This window comes from Streptococcus sp. 1055 (genome assembly GCF_013276815.1).
Taxonomy (GTDB): Bacteria; Bacillota; Bacilli; order Lactobacillales; family Streptococcaceae; genus Streptococcus; species Streptococcus pseudopneumoniae.
Genome location: NZ_VMLT01000075.1, coordinates 1 through 17466 on the forward strand (window position 1 = coordinate 1; position 17466 = coordinate 17466).

Annotated in this window: 16 protein-coding genes and 4 pseudogenes; 8 read left to right on the forward strand and 12 right to left on the reverse strand. The window is 41.3% G+C overall.

The features are described 5' to 3' along the window. Positions 1 to 137 (reverse strand): annotated as a pseudogene (locus HT699_RS07195) (tyrosine--tRNA ligase); the annotation flags it as partial. A gap of 141 nt (positions 138 to 278) precedes the next feature. On the opposite strand from HT699_RS07195, the gene pbp1b reads away from it, so the two are divergent. The 6 genes from pbp1b (at position 279) to HT699_RS07225 (ending at position 7063) form a co-directional block, all read left to right on the forward strand. Continuing rightward, positions 279 to 2744, forward strand: a complete 2466-nt coding sequence (gene pbp1b / locus HT699_RS07200) for a penicillin-binding protein PBP1B (RefSeq protein WP_172934212.1) — start codon at positions 279 to 281, stop codon at positions 2742 to 2744. Positions 2745 to 2815: 71 nt separating this feature from the next. Next, positions 2816 to 3727: a DMT family transporter gene (locus HT699_RS07205; protein WP_172934213.1), complete on the forward strand. Its 912-nt coding sequence runs from the start codon at positions 2816 to 2818 to the stop codon at positions 3725 to 3727. A 230-nt stretch (positions 3728 to 3957) separates the two neighbouring features. Continuing rightward, entirely contained in the window at positions 3958 to 4656 is a 699-nt protein-coding gene (gene dapD, locus HT699_RS07210; RefSeq protein WP_000127477.1) for a 2,3,4,5-tetrahydropyridine-2,6-dicarboxylate N-acetyltransferase, read from the forward strand. Between the two features lie 67 nt (positions 4657 to 4723). Beyond that, entirely contained in the window at positions 4724 to 5854 is a 1131-nt protein-coding gene (locus tag HT699_RS07215; protein ID WP_000885081.1) for an N-acetyldiaminopimelate deacetylase, read from the forward strand. A gap of 11 nt (positions 5855 to 5865) precedes the next feature. After that, positions 5866 to 6405, forward strand: a complete 540-nt coding sequence (locus HT699_RS07220) for a 5-formyltetrahydrofolate cyclo-ligase (protein WP_000834335.1) — start codon at positions 5866 to 5868, stop codon at positions 6403 to 6405. Continuing rightward, on the forward strand, positions 6389 to 7063 hold the full coding sequence (locus HT699_RS07225; protein ID WP_000658506.1) for a rhomboid family intramembrane serine protease: 675 nt from the start codon (positions 6389 to 6391) through the stop codon (positions 7061 to 7063). The genes HT699_RS07220 and HT699_RS07225 overlap by 17 nt, the downstream gene beginning before the upstream one ends. Before the next feature lie 160 nt (positions 7064 to 7223). On the opposite strand, the gene galU is transcribed toward HT699_RS07225, so the two are convergent. Further along, positions 7224 to 8123, reverse strand: a complete 900-nt coding sequence (gene galU, locus HT699_RS07230) for a UTP--glucose-1-phosphate uridylyltransferase GalU (protein ID WP_001185619.1) — start codon at positions 8121 to 8123, stop codon at positions 7224 to 7226. Positions 8124 to 8144: 21 nt separating this feature from the next. Next, positions 8145 to 9161 (reverse strand): NAD(P)H-dependent glycerol-3-phosphate dehydrogenase, encoded by a 1017-nt coding sequence (locus HT699_RS07235; RefSeq protein ID WP_000745045.1) that lies wholly within the window; start codon positions 9159 to 9161, stop codon positions 8145 to 8147. A gap of 222 nt (positions 9162 to 9383) precedes the next feature. Here HT699_RS07235 and HT699_RS07240 point away from each other — a divergent pair, with 222 nt between their 5' ends. After that, entirely contained in the window at positions 9384 to 9824 is a 441-nt protein-coding gene (locus tag HT699_RS07240; protein WP_001206586.1) for a helix-turn-helix transcriptional regulator, read from the forward strand. Positions 9825 to 9938: 114 nt separating this feature from the next. Here the strand turns inward: HT699_RS07240 and HT699_RS07245 are convergent. From HT699_RS07245 to HT699_RS07285, 9 genes and pseudogenes are all read right to left on the reverse strand, one after another. Further along, positions 9939 to 10370: pseudogene (locus HT699_RS07245) on the reverse strand (transposase); the annotation flags it as partial. A 61-nt stretch (positions 10371 to 10431) separates the two neighbouring features. Continuing rightward, positions 10432 to 11082 (reverse strand): phosphate signaling complex protein PhoU, encoded by a 651-nt coding sequence (phoU, locus tag HT699_RS07250; protein ID WP_001245788.1) that lies wholly within the window; start codon positions 11080 to 11082, stop codon positions 10432 to 10434. A gap of 14 nt (positions 11083 to 11096) precedes the next feature. Beyond that, entirely contained in the window at positions 11097 to 11849 is a 753-nt protein-coding gene (pstB, locus tag HT699_RS07255; protein ID WP_000536446.1) for a phosphate ABC transporter ATP-binding protein PstB, read from the reverse strand. Between the two features lies 1 nt (position 11850). Then, positions 11851 to 12666 carry a phosphate ABC transporter permease PstA gene (pstA, locus tag HT699_RS07260; RefSeq protein WP_000049768.1) on the reverse strand — a complete coding sequence of 272 codons (816 nt, stop codon included), beginning with the start codon at positions 12664 to 12666 and terminating at the stop codon, positions 11851 to 11853. Further along, complete coding sequence (gene pstC / locus HT699_RS07265) at positions 12659 to 13522, reverse strand: phosphate ABC transporter permease subunit PstC (RefSeq protein WP_166727422.1); 864 nt, start codon at positions 13520 to 13522, stop codon at positions 12659 to 12661. The genes pstA and pstC overlap by 8 nt, the downstream gene beginning before the upstream one ends. 117 nt (positions 13523 to 13639) lie before the next feature. After that, positions 13640 to 14515 (reverse strand): substrate-binding domain-containing protein, encoded by an 876-nt coding sequence (locus HT699_RS07270; protein ID WP_023939915.1) that lies wholly within the window; start codon positions 14513 to 14515, stop codon positions 13640 to 13642. A 166-nt stretch (positions 14516 to 14681) separates the two neighbouring features. Further along, positions 14682 to 16013: an ATP-binding protein gene (locus HT699_RS07275; protein WP_023935331.1), complete on the reverse strand. Its 1332-nt coding sequence runs from the start codon at positions 16011 to 16013 to the stop codon at positions 14682 to 14684. Further along, positions 16014 to 16721 carry a response regulator transcription factor gene (locus HT699_RS07280; RefSeq protein WP_000166478.1) on the reverse strand — a complete coding sequence of 236 codons (708 nt, stop codon included), beginning with the start codon at positions 16719 to 16721 and terminating at the stop codon, positions 16014 to 16016. It abuts the gene before it with no gap. 83 nt (positions 16722 to 16804) lie between these two features. Continuing rightward, positions 16805 to 16945: pseudogene (locus HT699_RS07285) on the reverse strand (cupin domain-containing protein); the annotation flags it as partial. Here HT699_RS07285 and HT699_RS07290 point away from each other — a divergent pair. Beyond that, positions 16938 to 17450 (forward strand): annotated as a pseudogene (locus tag HT699_RS07290) (transposase); the annotation flags it as partial. The pseudogenes HT699_RS07285 and HT699_RS07290 sit on opposite strands and share 8 nt — an antisense overlap. Positions 17451 to 17466: the final 16 nt, after the last annotated feature.

Here is a 17466-nt window from a genome sequence, read left to right on the forward strand (position 1 = left end):
AGGTGAAGGCTGTCAGCAGTTGGATCGTAGCCAGTATAATAAGAAACTTGCCCTTCTTCTAGGGCTTTACGCAAAGCTTCTTCATCAGTCGTTTGAAAAATCAAACCACGCTCTTTTAGCTCATCAAAAATGTGCATGTGTCTTTTCTCCTTTTTAAAATTATTGTTTCTAACTATTGTATCACAAACTTGGGCAATAGCCTAGCAGAATAGGGAAGAAAGTGGCTATTTTATTGAAAGTTTCCCTTTTATGGTATAATAGATAGAGTGAGGAAATCCATGCAAAATCAATTAAATGAATTAAAACAGAAAATGCTGGAATTTTTCCAGCAAAAACAAAAAAATAAAAAATCAGCTAGACCTGGCAAGAAAGGTTCAAGTACCAAAAAATCTAAAACCTTAGATAGGCCAGCCATTTTTCCAGCTATTTTACTGAGTATAAAAGCCCTATTTAACTTGCTCTTTGTGCTTGGTTTTCTAGGAGGAATGTTGGGAGCTGGGATTGCTTTGGGGTACGGAGTGGCCTTATTTGACAAGGTTCGGGTGCCTCAGACAGAAGAATTGGTACATCAGGTCAAGGACATCTCTTCTATTTCAGAGATTACCTATGCGGATGGGACGGTGATTGCTTCCATAGAGAGTGATTTGTTGCGCACTTCTATCTCATCTGAGCAAATTTCGGAAAATCTGAAGAAGGCTATCATTGCGACGGAAGATGAACACTTCAAAGAACATAAGGGTGTAGTGCCCAAGGCGGTGATTCGTGCGACCTTGGGGAAATTTGTAGGTTTGGGTTCCTCAAGTGGGGGTTCAACCTTGACCCAGCAACTGATTAAACAGCAGGTGGTTGGGGATGCGCCGACCTTGGCTCGTAAGGCGACAGAGATTGTGGATGCTCTTGCCTTGGAACGTGCCATGAATAAAGATGAGATTTTAACGACCTATCTCAATGTGGCTCCCTTTGGCCGAAATAATAAGGGGCAGAATATTGCAGGAGCTCAGCAGGCGGCTGAGGGGATTTTCGGTGTCGATGCCAGTCAGTTGACTGTTCCTCAAGCAGCATTTTTAGCAGGACTTCCACAGAGTCCCATTACTTACTCTCCTTATGAAAATACTGGGGAGTTGAAGAGTGATGAAGACCTAGAAATTGGCTTAAGACGGGCTAAGGCAGTTCTTTACAGTATGTATCGTACAGGTGCCTTAAGCAAGGACGAGTATTCTCAGTACAAGGATTATGACCTTAAACAGGACTTTTTACCATCGGGCACGGTCACAGGAATTTCACGAGACTATTTATACTTTACAACTTTGGCAGAAGCTCAAGAACGTATGTATGACTATCTAGCTCAGAGAGACAATGTCTCCACTAAGGAATTGAAAAATGAGGCAACTCAGAAGTTTTATCGTGATTTGGCAGCCAAGGAAATTGAAAATGGTGGTTATAAGATTACTACTACCATAGATCAGAAAATTCATTCTGCCATGCAAAGTGCGGTTGCTGATTATGGCTATCTTTTAGACGATGGAACAGGTCGTGTAGAAGTAGGGAATGTCTTGATGGACAACCAAACAGGTGCTATTCTAGGCTTTGTAGGTGGTCGTAATTATCAAGAAAATCAAAATAATCATGCCTTTGATACCAAACGTTCGCCAGCTTCTACTACCAAGCCCTTGCTGGCCTACGGTATTGCTATTGACCAGGGCTTGATGGGAAGTGAAACGATTCTATCTAACTATCCAACAAACTTTGCTAATGGCAATCCGATTATGTATGCTAATAGCAAGGGAACAGGAATGATGACCTTGGGAGAAGCTCTGAACTATTCATGGAATATCCCTGCTTACTGGACCTATCGTATGCTCCGTGAAAAGGGTGTTGATGTCAAGGGTTATATGGAAAAGATGGGTTACGAGATTCCTGAGTACGGTATTGAGAGCCTGCCAATGGGTGGTGGTATTGAAGTCACAGTTGCCCAGCATACTAATGGATATCAGACCTTAGCAAATAATGGTCTATATCATAAAAAACATGTAATTTCTAAAATTGAAGCAGCAGATGGTAGAGTGGTGTATGAATATCAGGATAAACCGGTTCAAGTCTATTCAAAAGCTACTGCGACAATTATGCAGGGCTTGTTGCGAGAAGTTCTATCCTCTCGTGTGACAACAACCTTCAAGACGAATCTGACTTCTTTAAATCCTAATCTGGCTAATGCAGATTGGATTGGGAAGACTGGTACAACCAACCAAGACGAAAATATGTGGCTCATGCTTTCGACACCTAGATTAACCCTAGGTGGCTGGATTGGGCATGATGATAATCATTCATTGTCACGTAGAGCAGGTTATTCTAATAACTCTAATTACATGGCTCATCTAGTAAATGCGATTCAGAAAGCCTCCCCAAGCATTTGGGGGAACGAGCGCTTTGCTTTAGATCCTAGTGTAGTGAAATCGGAAGTCTTGAAATCAACAGGTCAAAAACCAGGGAAGGTTTCTGTTGAAGGAAAAGAAGTAGAGGTCACAGGTTCGACTGTTACCAGCTATTGGGCTAATAAGTCAGGAGCGCCAGCGACAAGTTATCGCTTTGCTATTGGCGGAAGTGATGCGGATTATCAGAATGCTTGGTCTAGTATTGTGAGGAGTCTACCAACTCCATCAAGCTCCAGCAGTTCAAGTAGTAGTTCTAGCGATAGCAGTAACTCAAGTGCTACACGACCTTCTTCTTCAAGGGCGAGACGATAATTCTCTAAATGAAGTGGCGAATCAATGGATTGCCACTTTTTTCTTTTTTCCTTTCGTGTTACAATAAAGGTATGAATCAGTATCAGAAAAAGATTGTTAAAGGAACTATTTATTCGCTCCTATCCGGCTTAATCTGGGGAATCTGTGGAATTCTAGGAGAGTATTTCTTTACTCATTACCAGGTGTCTTCTGGCTGGATTACCTCTATGCGATTGACACTAGCAGGGAGTCTTGTACTCATTTGGTCTGCAATACAATTAAAATCGCAAGTGCTAGATATTTGGCGAGACAAGAAAAATTACCTACCCTTTTTGGCCTATGCTATTTTGGGGATTTTTCCAGTCCAGTATTTTTTCTATCTCTGTGTAGAATACTCAAATGCAGCGACAGCGACTATTTTACAGTTTATCAGTCCTGTCTTTATCCTCTTTTACAATCGCTTGGTTTATCAAAAACGAGCGTCAAAAAGTGCTATTTTCTATGTTTTGATTGCTATGCTGGGTGTTTGCTTGATGGCGACAAAGGGAGATCTCTCTCAGTTATCCATGACACCACTAGCCCTTGTGACGGGCTTACTGAGTGCTATGGGTGTTATGTTTAATGTTATCTTGCCCCAGCCTTTTGCGAAGCGCTATGGTTTTGTACCCACGGTTGGGTGGGGGATGATTTTGGCAGGTTTATTTAGCAATGTTCTCTCGCCAGTGCATCAGCTTTCCTTTACTCTTGATATTTGGAGTATCTTGATTTGCCTCATTATCGCTTTCTTTGGGACGGCTTTTGCTTTTTTTATTTCCATGAAGGCGGTGTCCTTGGTTTCTCCTTTGGTGGTTTCCGTTATCAGTGCCAGTGAACCTCTCTCTTCTGCTCTCTTGAGTGTTTTGTTCTTAGGCCTGGTAGTGGATTGGTCACTCCTTCTAGCTATGGCCTTGATTATTTTACCCATGATATTTTTGTCTATAGAAGAAGCGAAAGAAAGTAGATAAAAAGTCTTTTCTTAATTCTAAAAGTGTGCTATACTAGAATAGTCAATAAAACACGGGGAGATAGTTGTGAAGAGTGTTTTTAGGTTGTATCGGTAGGGGTTTGCTTTTACCGACAGCACGTTTTATCTCACATCCCTAAAAAATCATACCTAAAAACAGACAAAAAGGCTTCAAATTTGAGGCTTTTTTTGGTAGAATAGTTATCATTATAAAGAATGAGAGGTTTTTTTATGACTGCTACAAAAATGAATGCTCAAGAAATTATCCAATTTATCGCTAATGCTGAGAAGAAAACCAGTGTGAAAGTAACTTTTGAGGGACAACTCGCAACTGCTGTACCTAGCTCGGTTGTTAGACTAGGGAATGTTTTATTTGGAGACTGGAAGGACGTGGCTCCGCTTCTCAATGGTTTGGTAGAAAATCAAGACTATGTTGTTGAGCAAGATGCTCGCAATTCTGCAGTTCCTTTGCTAGATAAACGTGCTATCAACGCTCGTATCGAGCCAGGCGCTATTATCCGTGACCAGGTAGAAATTGGTGACAATGCTGTTATCATGATGGGAGCTGTTATCAATATCGGTGCTGAAATCGGTGCAGGAACCATGATTGATATGGGGGCTATCCTTGGTGGCCGTGCCATCGTTGGGAAAAATAGCCACGTTGGTGCAGGTGCAGTTTTAGCAGGTGTGATTGAGCCAGCTAGCGCAGAACCAGTCCGTGTTGGAGACAATGTTCTTATCGGTGCCAATGCAGTGGTTATCGAAGGAGTCCAAATCGGTAGTGGTTCAGTTGTCGCAGCAGGAGCTATCGTTACCCAAGATGTTCCAGAAAATGTAGTAGTAGCAGGTGTTCCAGCTCGAATTATCAAAGAGATTGATGCCCAAACTCAACAAAAAACAGCGCTAGAAGATGCGCTTCGTACCTTGTAATTGTAAAAGAAAAATAGAGGCGGGACCCTTTTTCCAGCCTCTTTCTGCTATATAGGAGGATAGATAGATGTTAGATTTGATTCAGACTAGACGAGATTTGCACCAGATTCCAGAGATTGGCTTGGAGGAGTTCAAGACTCATGCTTATTTGCTGGATGTGATTGAGAAATTGACTGCGGGCAAGGAGTTTGTTCAAGTTCGTACTTGGCGGACAGGTATTTTGGTTTACTTGCAGGGAAGTCAGCCAGAGCGTACTATTGGTTGGCGGACGGATATTGATGGTCTGCCTATCGTTGAACAAACAGGACTTCCTTTTGCTTCTCAGCATCAAGGTCGCATGCACGCTTGTGGTCATGATTTCCACATGACTATTGCCTTAGGCTGTCTCGAGCGCGCCCTTGAGGAACAACCTAAAAATAATCTACTCTTCCTATTTCAGCCTGCTGAAGAAAATGAAGCTGGTGGCATGCTCATGTATGAGGATGGCGCTTTTGGAGACTGGTTGCCAGACCAGTTTTATGGGCTTCATGTTCGACCAGATTTGAAGGTTGGTCAGATTGCGACCAATACTCATACACTCTTTGCAGGAACTTGCGAGGTGAAGATCCGTTTCAAAGGCAAAGGAGGACACGCAGCCTTTCCACATGAAGCTAATGACGCCTTGGTGGCAGCTAGTTACTTTGTGACCCAGGTGCAGTCAGTTGTCAGCCGCAATGTCAACCCAATCGAGGGAGCGGTGGTGACCTTTGGAGTTTTCCAAGCTGGAACAACCAACAATGTTATCACAGATACAGCCTTTTTGCATGGAACTATTCGGGCCTTGACTCAGGACATGAGTCTCTTGGTACAAAAGCGGGTCAAAACAGTTGCAGAAGGAGTTGCAGCTGCCTTTGATATGGAAGTCGAAGTGGAACTCAAACAAGGTGGATACCTACCTGTTGAGAACCATCCAGCCTTGGCGCGTGAACTAATGGACTTTTTTGAAGAGAAAGACGGAATTGAGTTGATTGATATCGAGCCTGCTATGACAGGCGAGGACTTTGGTTATCTCCTTTCAAAGGTTGATGGCGTGATGTTTTGGCTGGGTATCGATAGTCCCTACGCCCTTCATCACCCTCAGATGGCTCCTAAGGAAGAAGCATTAGCTATTGGGGTGGATGCGGTCTCTAGTTTCCTGAAAAAGAAGGCAGCAGAGTAGAGGGGTTGTCTATGAAATCGGAACTACGCAAGCAAGTCTTGCAAGAAATGAAGGCTATATCTCAAGAGCAAAAACAGGCTATAGAGCAAGCTTTAACCGAGCGGCTTTTACACCATCCCTTCTACCAAGAAGCCAAGGTCATCGCAACCTATCTCTCTTTTCCGCACGAATTTCAAACGCAGGGATTGATTGAGCAGGCGCTGAGGGACGGCAAGAAGGTTCTGATACCCAAAACCTATTCCAAGGGGCGCATGGACTTTGTGGTCTATGATCTGCAACAACTGGTCAAAACTTCCTTTGGCTTACTGGAACCACAGGGAAATTTGGAAGTGGTAGATGCCTCTCAGATTGATTTGATTCATGTCCCAGGGCTGGCTTTTACGATGGAAGGCTATCGGATTGGCTATGGCGGAGGTTATTATGACCGCTATCTGGAACAGTTTACTGGTCATACTTTGAGTACGGTTTATCATTATCAAGTTCAGGACTTTATCCCTGAAAACCATGATATTCCTGTTCAGGAGGTTTTGATTGATGAAGGAAATCTTTGATAGGCGTTACCCTGTGACGAGTTTCTTTCTTTTAGTGACGGCCGTGGTATTTCTACTAATGTTGGTAACTACAGGAGGAAACTTTGACAGGGCGGATACTCTATTTCGATTTGGAGCCATGTATGGGCCTGCCATTCGCCTCTTTCCCGAGCAAATTTGGCGTCTCTTTTCGGCTATTTTTGTTCATATTGGGTGGGAGCATTTCATTGTTAATATGCTTTCACTTTATTATCTTGGAAGGCAGGTAGAGGAGATTTTCGGTTCTAAGCAGTTTTTTTTTCTCTATCTTTTATCAGGAATGATGGGCAATCTCTTTGTTTTTGTATTTAGTCCCAAATCCTTAGCAGCAGGTGCATCCACCTCTCTTTATGGTCTATTTGCCGCGATTATCATTCTTCGCTATGCAACTCGTAATCCTTATATCCAACAGCTAGGACAGTCTTATCTGACACTTTTTGTGATTAACATTATTGGAAGTGTTCTGATTCCAGGAATCAGCCTAGCAGGCCATATCGGAGGTGCAGTTGGTGGTGCATTTCTAGCAATTATCTTTCCAGTTAGAGGAGAAAGACGGATGTATAGTGCTAGTCAGAGACTGGTAGCGTTAGTCTTGTTCGTAGGACTCGCAGTCTTACTTCTCTACAAGGGAATGGGATGAAAATTTGTGAAATGAAAAAAGATAAGGCATTTTTTGAACCTTATCTTTTTTTATTTTATACTCAATGAAAATCAAAGAGCAAACTAGGAAGCTAACCGCAGGCTATACTTGAGTACGGCAAGGTGAAGCTAACGTGGTTTGAAGAGATTTTCGAAGAGTATTATTCCTTCTCAGCCAATTCTTTTCCCAGTTGGATGAGGTAATCTTTTAAGTCATCTTTGACTTGTGGATGTTTGAGGGCGTAGTCAATAGATGTTTTCATAAATCCAAACTTATCCCCAACGTCGTAACGAGCTCCTGTAAATTCACGGGCAAAAACACGCTGTGTTTTATTGAGCGTATCAATAGCATCAGTAAGTTGGATTTCATTTCCAGCACCAGGAGCTTGCTTTTCGAGGATATCAAAAATCTCAGGTGTGAGTAGATAGCGACCGATGATTGCAAAATCACTTGGTGCATCTTCGGTCGCTGGTTTTTCAACGAAAGTTTCAACGCTATAGAGTCCGTTGATTCCTTCACCTTGAGGAGCAATGACTCCATATGATGAAACGTCTTCGTGTGGTACGGGCATGACAGCAATGGTTGATGCGTGTGTCTTTTCGTAATCCTTCATCAGTTGTTTTGTCAAAGGAACGGCGTTCTCATCTGTGATGTCCATAAGGTCATCACCCAGCATAACAACGAAGGGCTCATTCCCTACAAAAGCTTTGGCTTGTAGGACAGCATCTCCAAGACCACGAGGGTGAGTTTGGCGGATGAAATGGAGGCGCATACCAGTTGCTTCATCTACCAATTTTAACAGATCTGTTTTACCTTTCTCTTTGAGGTTGTACTCAAGCTCAAAATTTGAATCAAAGTGGTCCTCAATAGAACGTTTTGACTTACCAGTGACAACCAGAATATCTTCAATACCTGATTTGAGAGCCTCTTCCACGATAAACTGGATAGTTGGTTTGTCTACAATTGGCAACATTTCTTTGGCAAGGGCCTTGGTTGCTGGTAAAAATCGAGTTCCTAGTCCAGCGGCAGGAATGACTGCTTTTCTAACTTTCAGTGCCATAAGAATCCTTTCTCTAGAGGGTTAAGACCACTCATTTTCTGCTTTAAATTCATTGTTCATGATGTCATAAATGGCATCTTTGATATTGGTTCCGTGGTAGATAACTTGGTAAATGGCTTGTGTAATGGGCATATAGACTCCAAGTTCTTGCGCTAGTTCATAGGCTGCTCGGGTCGTTGAAATTCCTTCAATCACCATGCCCATATTGGCTTCGATATCAGCTAGAGATTCTCCACGACCAAGGGCATCTCCAGCTCTCCAGTTACGAGAGTGGATGGAGGTTCCCGTTACGATCAAGTCTCCTACACCAGACAAGCCACTATAGGTCAATGGACTAGCCCCGAGTGCCACCCCTAGGCGGGTAATTTCTGCCAAGCCTCGAGCGATGATGGCTGCCTTGGCATTGTCACCAAATCCCAAACCATGTAAAGCTCCGGCACCGACAGCGATAATATTTTTAAGAGCACCAGCGGTTTCGACCCCGATAACATCCGTATTGGTATAAAGTCGGAAGTAGTGATTACTAAATAGCTCCTGAACGTATTGAGCTGTGTGTAAATCTTTAGAAGCAGCAGTGATTAAAGTCAGGTCACGCACAATGGTCTCTTCTGCATGACTAGGACCTGAAACAACGACAATATCACTGCGGAGATGTTCAGGAATTTCTTCTTCAAGGATGGTTGATAATCGTTTATGGCTATCAGGTTCTAATCCCTTTGATGCGTGCATGATGATAACCTTATGGTCCAAGGTTTGTGCAACTTGTTGGGCAACAAGTCGTGTCACTTTTGTTGGGACAACAAACAAAATCGCATCCACATCTCTCAGTGCCTCTGCTAAGTCGGTGTAGGCAATGATATTTTCATCTAGAACGACATCTTTAAAGTAGTGCTTGTTAGTATGATAGGTATTAATTTCATTGATTTGTTCGGGAAGATTTCCCCAAATACGTACCTCGTGTCCATTGTCATTTAAGACTTGTGAAAGGGCAGTTCCCCAGGAACCAGGCCCCAAGACGGCGACGGTTTGTTTTTTCATGATTTCCTCCTTAATAGAGTCCTTTCCATTATTCTATCATATTCTAGAGGATTTTGCACTTGCATTGCTGGGAAGTGGTGTCTTTGTGACTTCAAAAATACACAAAAACCGGGGCTAGTATTAAACTCTCAGTCTTTAGTTAAAGTGAGAAGAAATCTGATAGATAGTTTGATTCAGTATATGCTTATAATAGAGGTAAACAACTCAGGAGGTTCTTGTAGGTTGCGAGAGTTTGGCGAAAAAATTAAAAGATTACGTTTGGCTAAAAAAATCAGTCGTTCAGAATTTTGTGGTGATGAGTCTGAATTAAGTATCCGTCAATTAATTAGAATTGAAAATGGAGAATCCAGACCAACACTAACAAAGTTAAAATATATCGCTGAACGTTTGGGGGTTGAAGATTACAAGTTGATGCCAAGTTATATAGAGTTGGATAAGGAATACCTAGAATTGAAGTATTTCTTGATGAGGACTCCTACATACGAAGATGAAACTATCGCCCAAAAGAAAGAGAGTGTTTTTGCTAAGATTTTTGAAGAGTATTATGATAGGCTACCTGAGGAAGAAAGATTTATCATCCCAAATTATTCATATCTGGCACTAACGAACTACACAGTTCAAAAATTACCAGAAAAGCTAGTTGAAATACTGTCCTTCTGGTGATTTTGCTTAATTTCTGATGTTCGAGACATGATTGAGGAGATTTGTCTTGATTTTTTCCTAAAAAAGGGCAGACTCCTCCCTTGGTTTGATGCTCGATTTTTAAAATAAGGTGACTTATTCTGTTAGGCATGTTTTCCCCTGCCCTCTAGCTCTATATGGAATAGGGAGTATCAGATTTATCTGGCAGATTGTATCAAATAAGGCTTGAAATTGTTTTGAATAGGCGTATAGACTTGAGAATTTGAGAATATGTCGTCTAGCAGTAGAGACATATTTTCCGGCAATATGAAGGAAGAGAGGTCGAAAACGCTTGATAGTCAAGGCCTTTACTTCATCACCAGCTAGCTGCTTTAAAAAGAGGTAGAGATTATAAGCCAGATAGCCCATCATCATACGTACTTCATTCTTAACCATGGTCGAACTATCTGTCTTATCCCCAAAGAATCCTGCTTTCCTTTCTTTGATAAAGTTTTCAGCATTCCCTCGTTCACGATAGAATTGAAACAGCTCCTCACTATCTACACTGCTTAAATTGGTCAAATGAACTTTTTTACAACCATAAAAAAGAGCACTTAATCGTACTCTTCTCTTTTAAGGATTAGTTGAATTAATTCAAATCCACTAGTTCTCCTGTTTCTAGGTAGACTAGGCGTTCACAAATGTTAGCAATGTAATCAGCGAAGCGTTCCAGATGCCCTATGATATAAAGGTATTGAGTTCCATTGGGAATTGAGGTTTCTTGGTCTTTCATAAGTCCAATGATTTCCTTTGATAAGGCATAATAATATTGGTCAATCTGTTCATCTTTTTGAGCAATACTAATAGCTTTTGAGGCTTGGTGCAAAGGAAAGGCAACCAATAAATCGGCTAGCATGCTGAGGGATAATTTACCCATTTGGTGTAACTGTTCTTCGTCAGGGGCTAGTTGATTTTCTTTTAGTTGCAAAACAGCTTTGGCAATGCCTGCCATATGGTCTCCCATACGTTCAAGGTCTGAACAAGAAGACATGATGCTAATCACAAATCGAAGGTCAGACACTTGTGGCTGCTGCAAGGCCAACAAACGGGCACAGGTCAATTCGATAGCGCTTTGACCTTGGTTGATAGCATGATCCTTATTGATAATTAGCTCTGCCATCTCCTTGTCTTTGGAGGCTAAGGCCAGTAAGGTTTTTGAAGCTGTTTCAAGGACAAGTTGTCCTAGTCCTAAAAAGGATTGTTCTAATTCATGCAATTCTAAATCAAATTGATTTCTCATAGGTTTTTCCTTCCTTATCCGAACCGTCCTGAAATATAGTCTTCTGTGCGCTGATCTTTTGGATTGGTAAACACGTCAACGGTATCTCCAAATTCGCAAATTTCTCCTGTTAAGAAAAAAGCAGTTTTATCTGAAATACGTGAAGCTTGTTGCATGTTATGGGTAACAATGATAATCGTATAATCCTTTTTTAGTTGCTGAATGAGGTCTTCAATTTTTAAAGTGGAGATAGGGTCTAAGGCTGAAGTCGGCTCATCCATTAACAGAATATCAGGTTCTACTGCTAAAGCTCGCGCAATGCAAAGGCGTTGCTGCTGACCGCCTGATAAGGACATGGCACTCTTTTTAAGATTATCTTTGACTTCGTCCCAAATGGCTGCCCCTTTTAAAGATTTTTCCACTAAGGCATCTAATTGTTTTTTGTCTCGAATACCATGTGTCCTTGGGCCATAAGCCACGTTATCATAGATAGACATGGCAAAGGGATTAGGCTGTTGAAAAACCATCCCTACACGCTTACGTAGCTGATTAAGGTTGAATTTGCTACTATAAATATCTTGCTCATCTAAGAGGACTTGGCCTTCAATATGGCAAGAAGGAACCAAATCGTTCATCCGATTAAGGGTTTTTAGAAAAGTTGATTTACCACAACCAGATGGGCCTATCAAGGCAGTAATCTGTCTTTCTGGTAATTGAATCGAAATATTTTTTAAGGCTTGAAAGTCCCCGTAAAATAAGTCTAGGTGTCTGACTGAAAATGTTCCCATACTAGGAAGCTCCTTTCACAAGTTTTCGAGATAATAAGCTTGATAGAGTATTTATCATTAAAACAGTAATAATCAAAATCACACCGGTAGCATAGGCTTCATTGACATGTAGCCCCTCACTTGACAGCATATACATATGCAGGGCTAGAGAACGACCTGAAGACATGAGACTACTTGGCGTATTGGTAGAGGTACCTAATGTATACATGAGGGCAGCTGTCTCACCAACGATACGGCCAATAGCTAGTATCACTCCAGCTAAAATACCTGGCATGGCAACTGGTAGAACAATTCTAAAAACAGTCCGTAACTTACCTGCCCCAAGTCCATAACTTGCTTGACGCATGCTATCACTAACAGATAAAAGGGCTTCTTCTGTTGAGCGAATAATGACTGGCAACACCATGATGACTGAGGTTAAGATTCCTGATAACAGAGAGTATTGAAAACCTAAGAAGACTACAAAGAAGAGCATGCCAAACAGACCAAAAACAATGGAAGGAATCCCAGACAAGGTATCTGAGGCCAATCGCATGATTTTAACACAAAGGGAATCTTTTTTTGTATATTCCACAAGATAAAAACCAGCAAAAATCCCTATGGGCAAGGCTAAAAGAAGAGCACCAAAGACCAGAATAACGGTGGAAATAATCGCTGGCATAAGGGAAATGTTCTCAGAAGTATAAGTCCAAGAAAAGAGGGATAGACTTAGATGAGGTAAGCCTTTGATGAGGATAAAACCAATGATTAAAAAGAGAGAGCCAAAGGTTAAAGCTGAAAAACAATAAACGAGAAGTTTTAGCAGGTATTTACTCATAAGATGATTTTCCTTTCAAGTAGGCAAAGTAGGCATTAATCAAGAGAATAAGGAAAAAGAGAACTGCTGAGGTTGCAATAAGGGCTTCCCTATGCTGACCTGATGCGTAAGCCATTTCCAGAACAATATTGGTTGTTAAGGTTCTGGTTCCTGAAAAGAGTCCACTTGGAATAATCGGCTGGTTGCCTGCCACCAAAATAACTGCCATGGTTTCGCCTACTGCGCGACCGATTCCTAAAATAACTGCTGATAAAATACCAGATCTCGCAGCTGGCAAGATGACACTAAAAATACTCCGTTCATGACTAGCTCCTAGAGCCAAGCTACCAGAATAATACGTTTTGGGAATTGTTCGGATAGCAGATTCTGACAAACTGATAATGGTTGGCAAAATCATTATTCCTAATAGTAACGAAGCGGTTAGGACACTCATGCCATTTCCTAAAAAGCTTCTAATCCAAGGCACCAATAATTGTAGGCCGAAAAAACCATAAACAATAGATGGAATGGCCGCCATCAAGTTGATAGCTGATTTTAAGAAGCCATAGACGGGCTTTGGACAATAATAAACCATAAACACCGATGTCAAGATGCCTGTTGGCACCCCAATCACAATCGCTCCTAAGGTAATTAATAAGGAACCAACAATCATTGGTAAAATACCATAGCTTGCCGGATTGTTCGTTGGCGACCAATCACTGCCTAATAAAAAACGGGTAAAGCCGTAGTTAGCCATGAAAGGCAAGCCATTACTAAAAATAAAGAAACAGATTAGCAAAATAGCTACAACAGCTACTGCTGCACTCATGAAAAAAATTGCCCTAAAAACTGCTTCCTTGAAGGCTTGTTTTGTCACATTTTGTCCTTTCTAGTGAAGAAAGTAAGGGAGATGCGACACCTCCCTACTTGCCTTCTTTATCTTATTGTACGATGAAACGTCTGCATCTCTTTAGAGATTTATGGAGCAAACATTTTATTTAATTTTGTCCCAGGTGGTTAATTTGCCACTAAAAACGTCTGCAAGTTTAGCCATACTGACTTGGCTTGCCTTATTGTCATTATTGACCACAACAGCAATACCGTCTAAAGCAATAGCATCATGGCTGAGACTCTCACCTTCTTCAGGAGTTAATTCCCTAGAAACCATACCAATATCAGCGGTTTTCTCCTTAGCAGCGGTAATACCTGCTGAAGACCCATTAGAGGTAATATCAATCGTAACTTCGGGATTTTCTTTTTTATAAGCTTCTGCTAATTTTTCCATTAAAGAAGATACTGAAGTGGAACCTACAACAGACAACTTGCCTGATAAGTGTTGGCTTGTATATTCTGTGGTTTCGGTTTTAGCTTCAATAAATTTATTATCTGTGACCACTTGTTGACCTTGTTTGGAGTGGATAAAGCTGATAAAATCTTGACCTAGCTTGGAAAGATTAGAAGACCAAACAATGTTGAAGGGACGTTGAAGAGGGTATTTACCATCTAAAACTGTGTCTCGACTAGCCTTGATACCATCAATCTCTAAAGCCTTGACAGATTTCGTTAAAGATCCCAAGGAGATGTAGCCGATAGCATTAGCATTCCCTTGAACTGCTGAGAGAACACCTTCTGTGCTATTTTGAATCACAGCTGTTTTGGCAGTGTTGTCAATTTTTTTATCACCGTCTTTTTTGAGAATCCCTGTGATTTCTGTGAAGGCACCCCGTGTTCCAGAGCCATTTTCTCGTGAAATCACCTCAATCGTTTCTGAAGCTGACTGTTTGGAAGCAGATGACTGATTGCCACAGGCAACAAGCCCAAATCCTGATAAGCCAATGGCTGCAAGAGTAAGCATTTTTTTGAATTTCATAATAATCACCTTTATTTCTATGTATTTTTCTTGTGTAGGATTACTACACTTATAGTCTAACAAGTCTTTGTAAAGGTTTATCCCTGATTCATGTAAAGATTGTGTAAAGAATCAAAAAAAGCCACTTTTGAAAAGTGGCTGCTCCTAAAAATAGCTTTAAAAATTATTAGTCCTGTGCGAAAGATTGGTTAGGAAGAAAAATCGTGAAGCAACTGCCTCTGCCAAGCTGACTCGTCACCGTGACTTGGCCACCTAATAATTGACTAAGTTCTTTGACAATAGCAAGGCCAAGACCAGTGCCACCAGTTTGTCTGCTTCGACCTTTATTAACTCGGTAAAAACGTTCAAAAATACGATCCTGCTCTAATTGACTAATACCAATCCCTGTATCTGACACAGAAATCTTAATGCCTTCGTTCACCTTTTGGGTCTTGACCTCAATTTTTCCCCCTTGTTCAGTGTAACGGATGGCATTGGTTAAAAGATTGAGTAAGATTTGGGAAAGTAATTGACTATCTGATACGAGGGTGATATCATCTGGCACCTGCACCTTTAGCTGTAAATCCTTCTTCTTGAGCTGAGGTTGCACGCTTTGAGTCAAATCCTGTACAAATTCTGCCAAAGAAAGGGTCGTCCATTGTATAGGCATTTGTTGAGCCTTAGATAAGGTAAGAAGATGCTCAACAATATGCTCAAGACGCAAGCTTTCTTTGTAAATAATGTCTAGAAAGTCATCCTTGAGCGCTTCTTCTTCAGCTGACATCTCCTTAATGGTTTCAGCAAAGCCCTTAATCGAAGTAACTGGTGTCCTCAATTCATGGGAGGCATTTGAGACAAAGGCTAAATTTAACTTTTCATAAGTTCTAATCGTTGTTAAATCATATAACAAGACGAGCACAGCTTCCACAGATTGGGTGGGGCTAAAAACGGGAACTGCTGTCACTTCTAAAATCAGGTCACCCTCATGAAACCCACTTACTTCTTGTTTTAACCTTGTTTTTTGATCGAAGGCTTGGTGAACTAAATTCCGAATATCCATCCGTTTGAGGTCATCAAGTGAACTTATGTCGCCGTCCACATCGGGAAAATAATGAGGCAGAGAGCGACTGGATAATAACATCTGACCTTGAGCGGAAACTAAAAACGTCCCCATGGTTAGGTGCGACAGAAGAACCTCCATTGTTTCGGCTAGGTCCTTGTATTGCTGATCCTGTTGGGAGACTTTGGTTTTTAGGCCAGACACATACTGAGCCAAAGACTTTAAGTCTTCTTGCCCTTTTTCTAAAAAGTATTCACTACTGGTCAAGAGAGGTTGGTGCAAGGTCTCAAAAGCAACTTCCCATTTCCAAAGGCAAAAGAGCCAGTAGCTACCTAGTCCCAAAGAAAGGGCTAGAAGAAAGAGACCGATGCCTTTACTGATCCAAGTTAATGCCATCCCTGCAATCAGAATGAGGCTAACACTTAGATTGACTAGCCAAAATTGAAGGTAGCGTTTCATCTATAACTCCTTGAACTTATAACCATAACCCCGAATGGTTCGAATAAATTGAGGGGCTTTAGGATTGTCTTCAATTTTTTCCCTCAACTTACCAATATGAACGTCCACCAAACGTGTTTCCTGCCCAAAGTCATACCCCCAGATACGTTCCAAAAGACGCTCTCTAGTCAGTGTCATGTTGGGATGTTTCATAAGATAGAGCAAGAGTTCAAATTCTTTTGGGGTCAAACTCAGTAACTTATTCGCCTTGTAGACTTCATGACGCTCAGGGTATACTTTCAAGGTCCCAAATAGCCAAGAATCGTCAGCGATATTATCTGAATCATCTCCTTCTTGTTCTCCTTTAGTTCGCCTGAGGACAGCCTTGACACGCGCCAGCAATTCTCTAGGGCTAAAAGGCTTGGTCAGGTAGTCATCAGCCCCTAATTCCAAGGCCAAAACCTTATCAAATTCATCACTTTTCGCAGAAACCATCATAATTGGAGTTTTGACGCCTTTGGCTCTCAGCCGCTTACAAACTTCTATGCCATCTAATTGTGGTAACATGATATCAAGCAAGATAAAATCAAAGGGTTCTGTTTCTGCCAAAGCTAAGGCCTTCCGTCCATTTGTTACCAATTGAGTAGAAAAGCCTTCCTTACTTAAATGGTAGTCAAGCAATCTCAGAATGTGTTCTTCATCATCCACTAATAAGACTTGTTTTGTCATCTATTATCTCCTATTGGTAACATTATAACACAATTATCAGAAATCCGAACATTGCTAAATCAGATTAAATTTGCTTATCAAGACTAGGATCTGGTCAAACGCTCAATCATCTCCTTGTGCTCTAGATAGGTCGCCAGTAGATCTACCCTTTCAAATAATTCAAAATCCTCAAATTCAAAACCAGGAGCAACAAGACAAGAAACCAGAGCATAATCCTTATCAACTTCAAGAACTCCTCTCAGTTCTGAGGATACGGTAATGATTGATGCGACGGAAGTAAAAATCAATCGCCTTAAAAAACAATTAGCGAATGATTCTGGTAAAAAGAAATGCCACGCTATGAAGGCTCAAGCGATTGTCACAAGTCCAGGGAGAATTGTTTCTTTGGAGATCGCTGTGAACTATTGTCATGATATGAAGTTGTTCAAAATGAGTCGCAGAAATATCGGACAAGCTGGTAAAATCTTGGCTGACAGTGGTTATCAAGGGCTCATGAAGATATATCCTCAAGCACAAACTCCACGTAAATCCAGCAAACTCAAGCCGCTAATAGCTGAAGATAAAGCCTGTAACCATGCGCTATCTAAGGAGAGAATCAAGGTTGAGAACATCTTTGCCAAAGTAAAAACGTTTAAAATGTTTTCAACAACCTATCGAAATCATCGTAAACGCTTCGGATTACGAATGAATTTGATTGCTGGTATTATCAATCATGAACTAGGATTCTAGTTTTGCAGGAAGTCTA

Excerpts from the sequence above, each read along its gene's own strand:
- HT699_RS07225 (WP_000658506.1), top strand. The coding sequence starts at position 6,389 with ATGAAGGAAATCTTTGATAGGCGTTACCCTGTGACGAGTTTCTTTCTT.
- HT699_RS07275 (WP_023935331.1), bottom strand. The coding sequence starts at position 16,013 with ATGAAACGCTACCTTCAATTTTGGCTAGTCAATCTAAGTGTTAGCCTC.
- pbp1b (WP_172934212.1), top strand. The coding sequence starts at position 279 with ATGCAAAATCAATTAAATGAATTAAAACAGAAAATGCTGGAATTTTTC.
- HT699_RS07280 (WP_000166478.1), bottom strand. The coding sequence starts at position 16,721 with ATGACAAAACAAGTCTTATTAGTGGATGATGAAGAACACATTCTGAGA.
- phoU (WP_001245788.1), bottom strand. The coding sequence starts at position 11,082 with ATGAGAAATCAATTTGATTTAGAATTGCATGAATTAGAACAATCCTTT.
- HT699_RS07215 (WP_000885081.1), top strand. The coding sequence starts at position 4,724 with ATGTTAGATTTGATTCAGACTAGACGAGATTTGCACCAGATTCCAGAG.
- HT699_RS07205 (WP_172934213.1), top strand. The coding sequence starts at position 2,816 with ATGAATCAGTATCAGAAAAAGATTGTTAAAGGAACTATTTATTCGCTC.
- pstB (WP_000536446.1), bottom strand. The coding sequence starts at position 11,849 with ATGGGAACATTTTCAGTCAGACACCTAGACTTATTTTACGGGGACTTT.
- galU (WP_001185619.1), bottom strand. The coding sequence starts at position 8,123 with ATGGCACTGAAAGTTAGAAAAGCAGTCATTCCTGCCGCTGGACTAGGA.
- pstA (WP_000049768.1), bottom strand. The coding sequence starts at position 12,666 with ATGAGTAAATACCTGCTAAAACTTCTCGTTTATTGTTTTTCAGCTTTA.
- HT699_RS07220 (WP_000834335.1), top strand. The coding sequence starts at position 5,866 with ATGAAATCGGAACTACGCAAGCAAGTCTTGCAAGAAATGAAGGCTATA.
- HT699_RS07235 (WP_000745045.1), bottom strand. The coding sequence starts at position 9,161 with ATGAAAAAACAAACCGTCGCCGTCTTGGGGCCTGGTTCCTGGGGAACT.
- HT699_RS07270 (WP_023939915.1), bottom strand. The coding sequence starts at position 14,515 with ATGAAATTCAAAAAAATGCTTACTCTTGCAGCCATTGGCTTATCAGGA.
- dapD (WP_000127477.1), top strand. The coding sequence starts at position 3,958 with ATGACTGCTACAAAAATGAATGCTCAAGAAATTATCCAATTTATCGCT.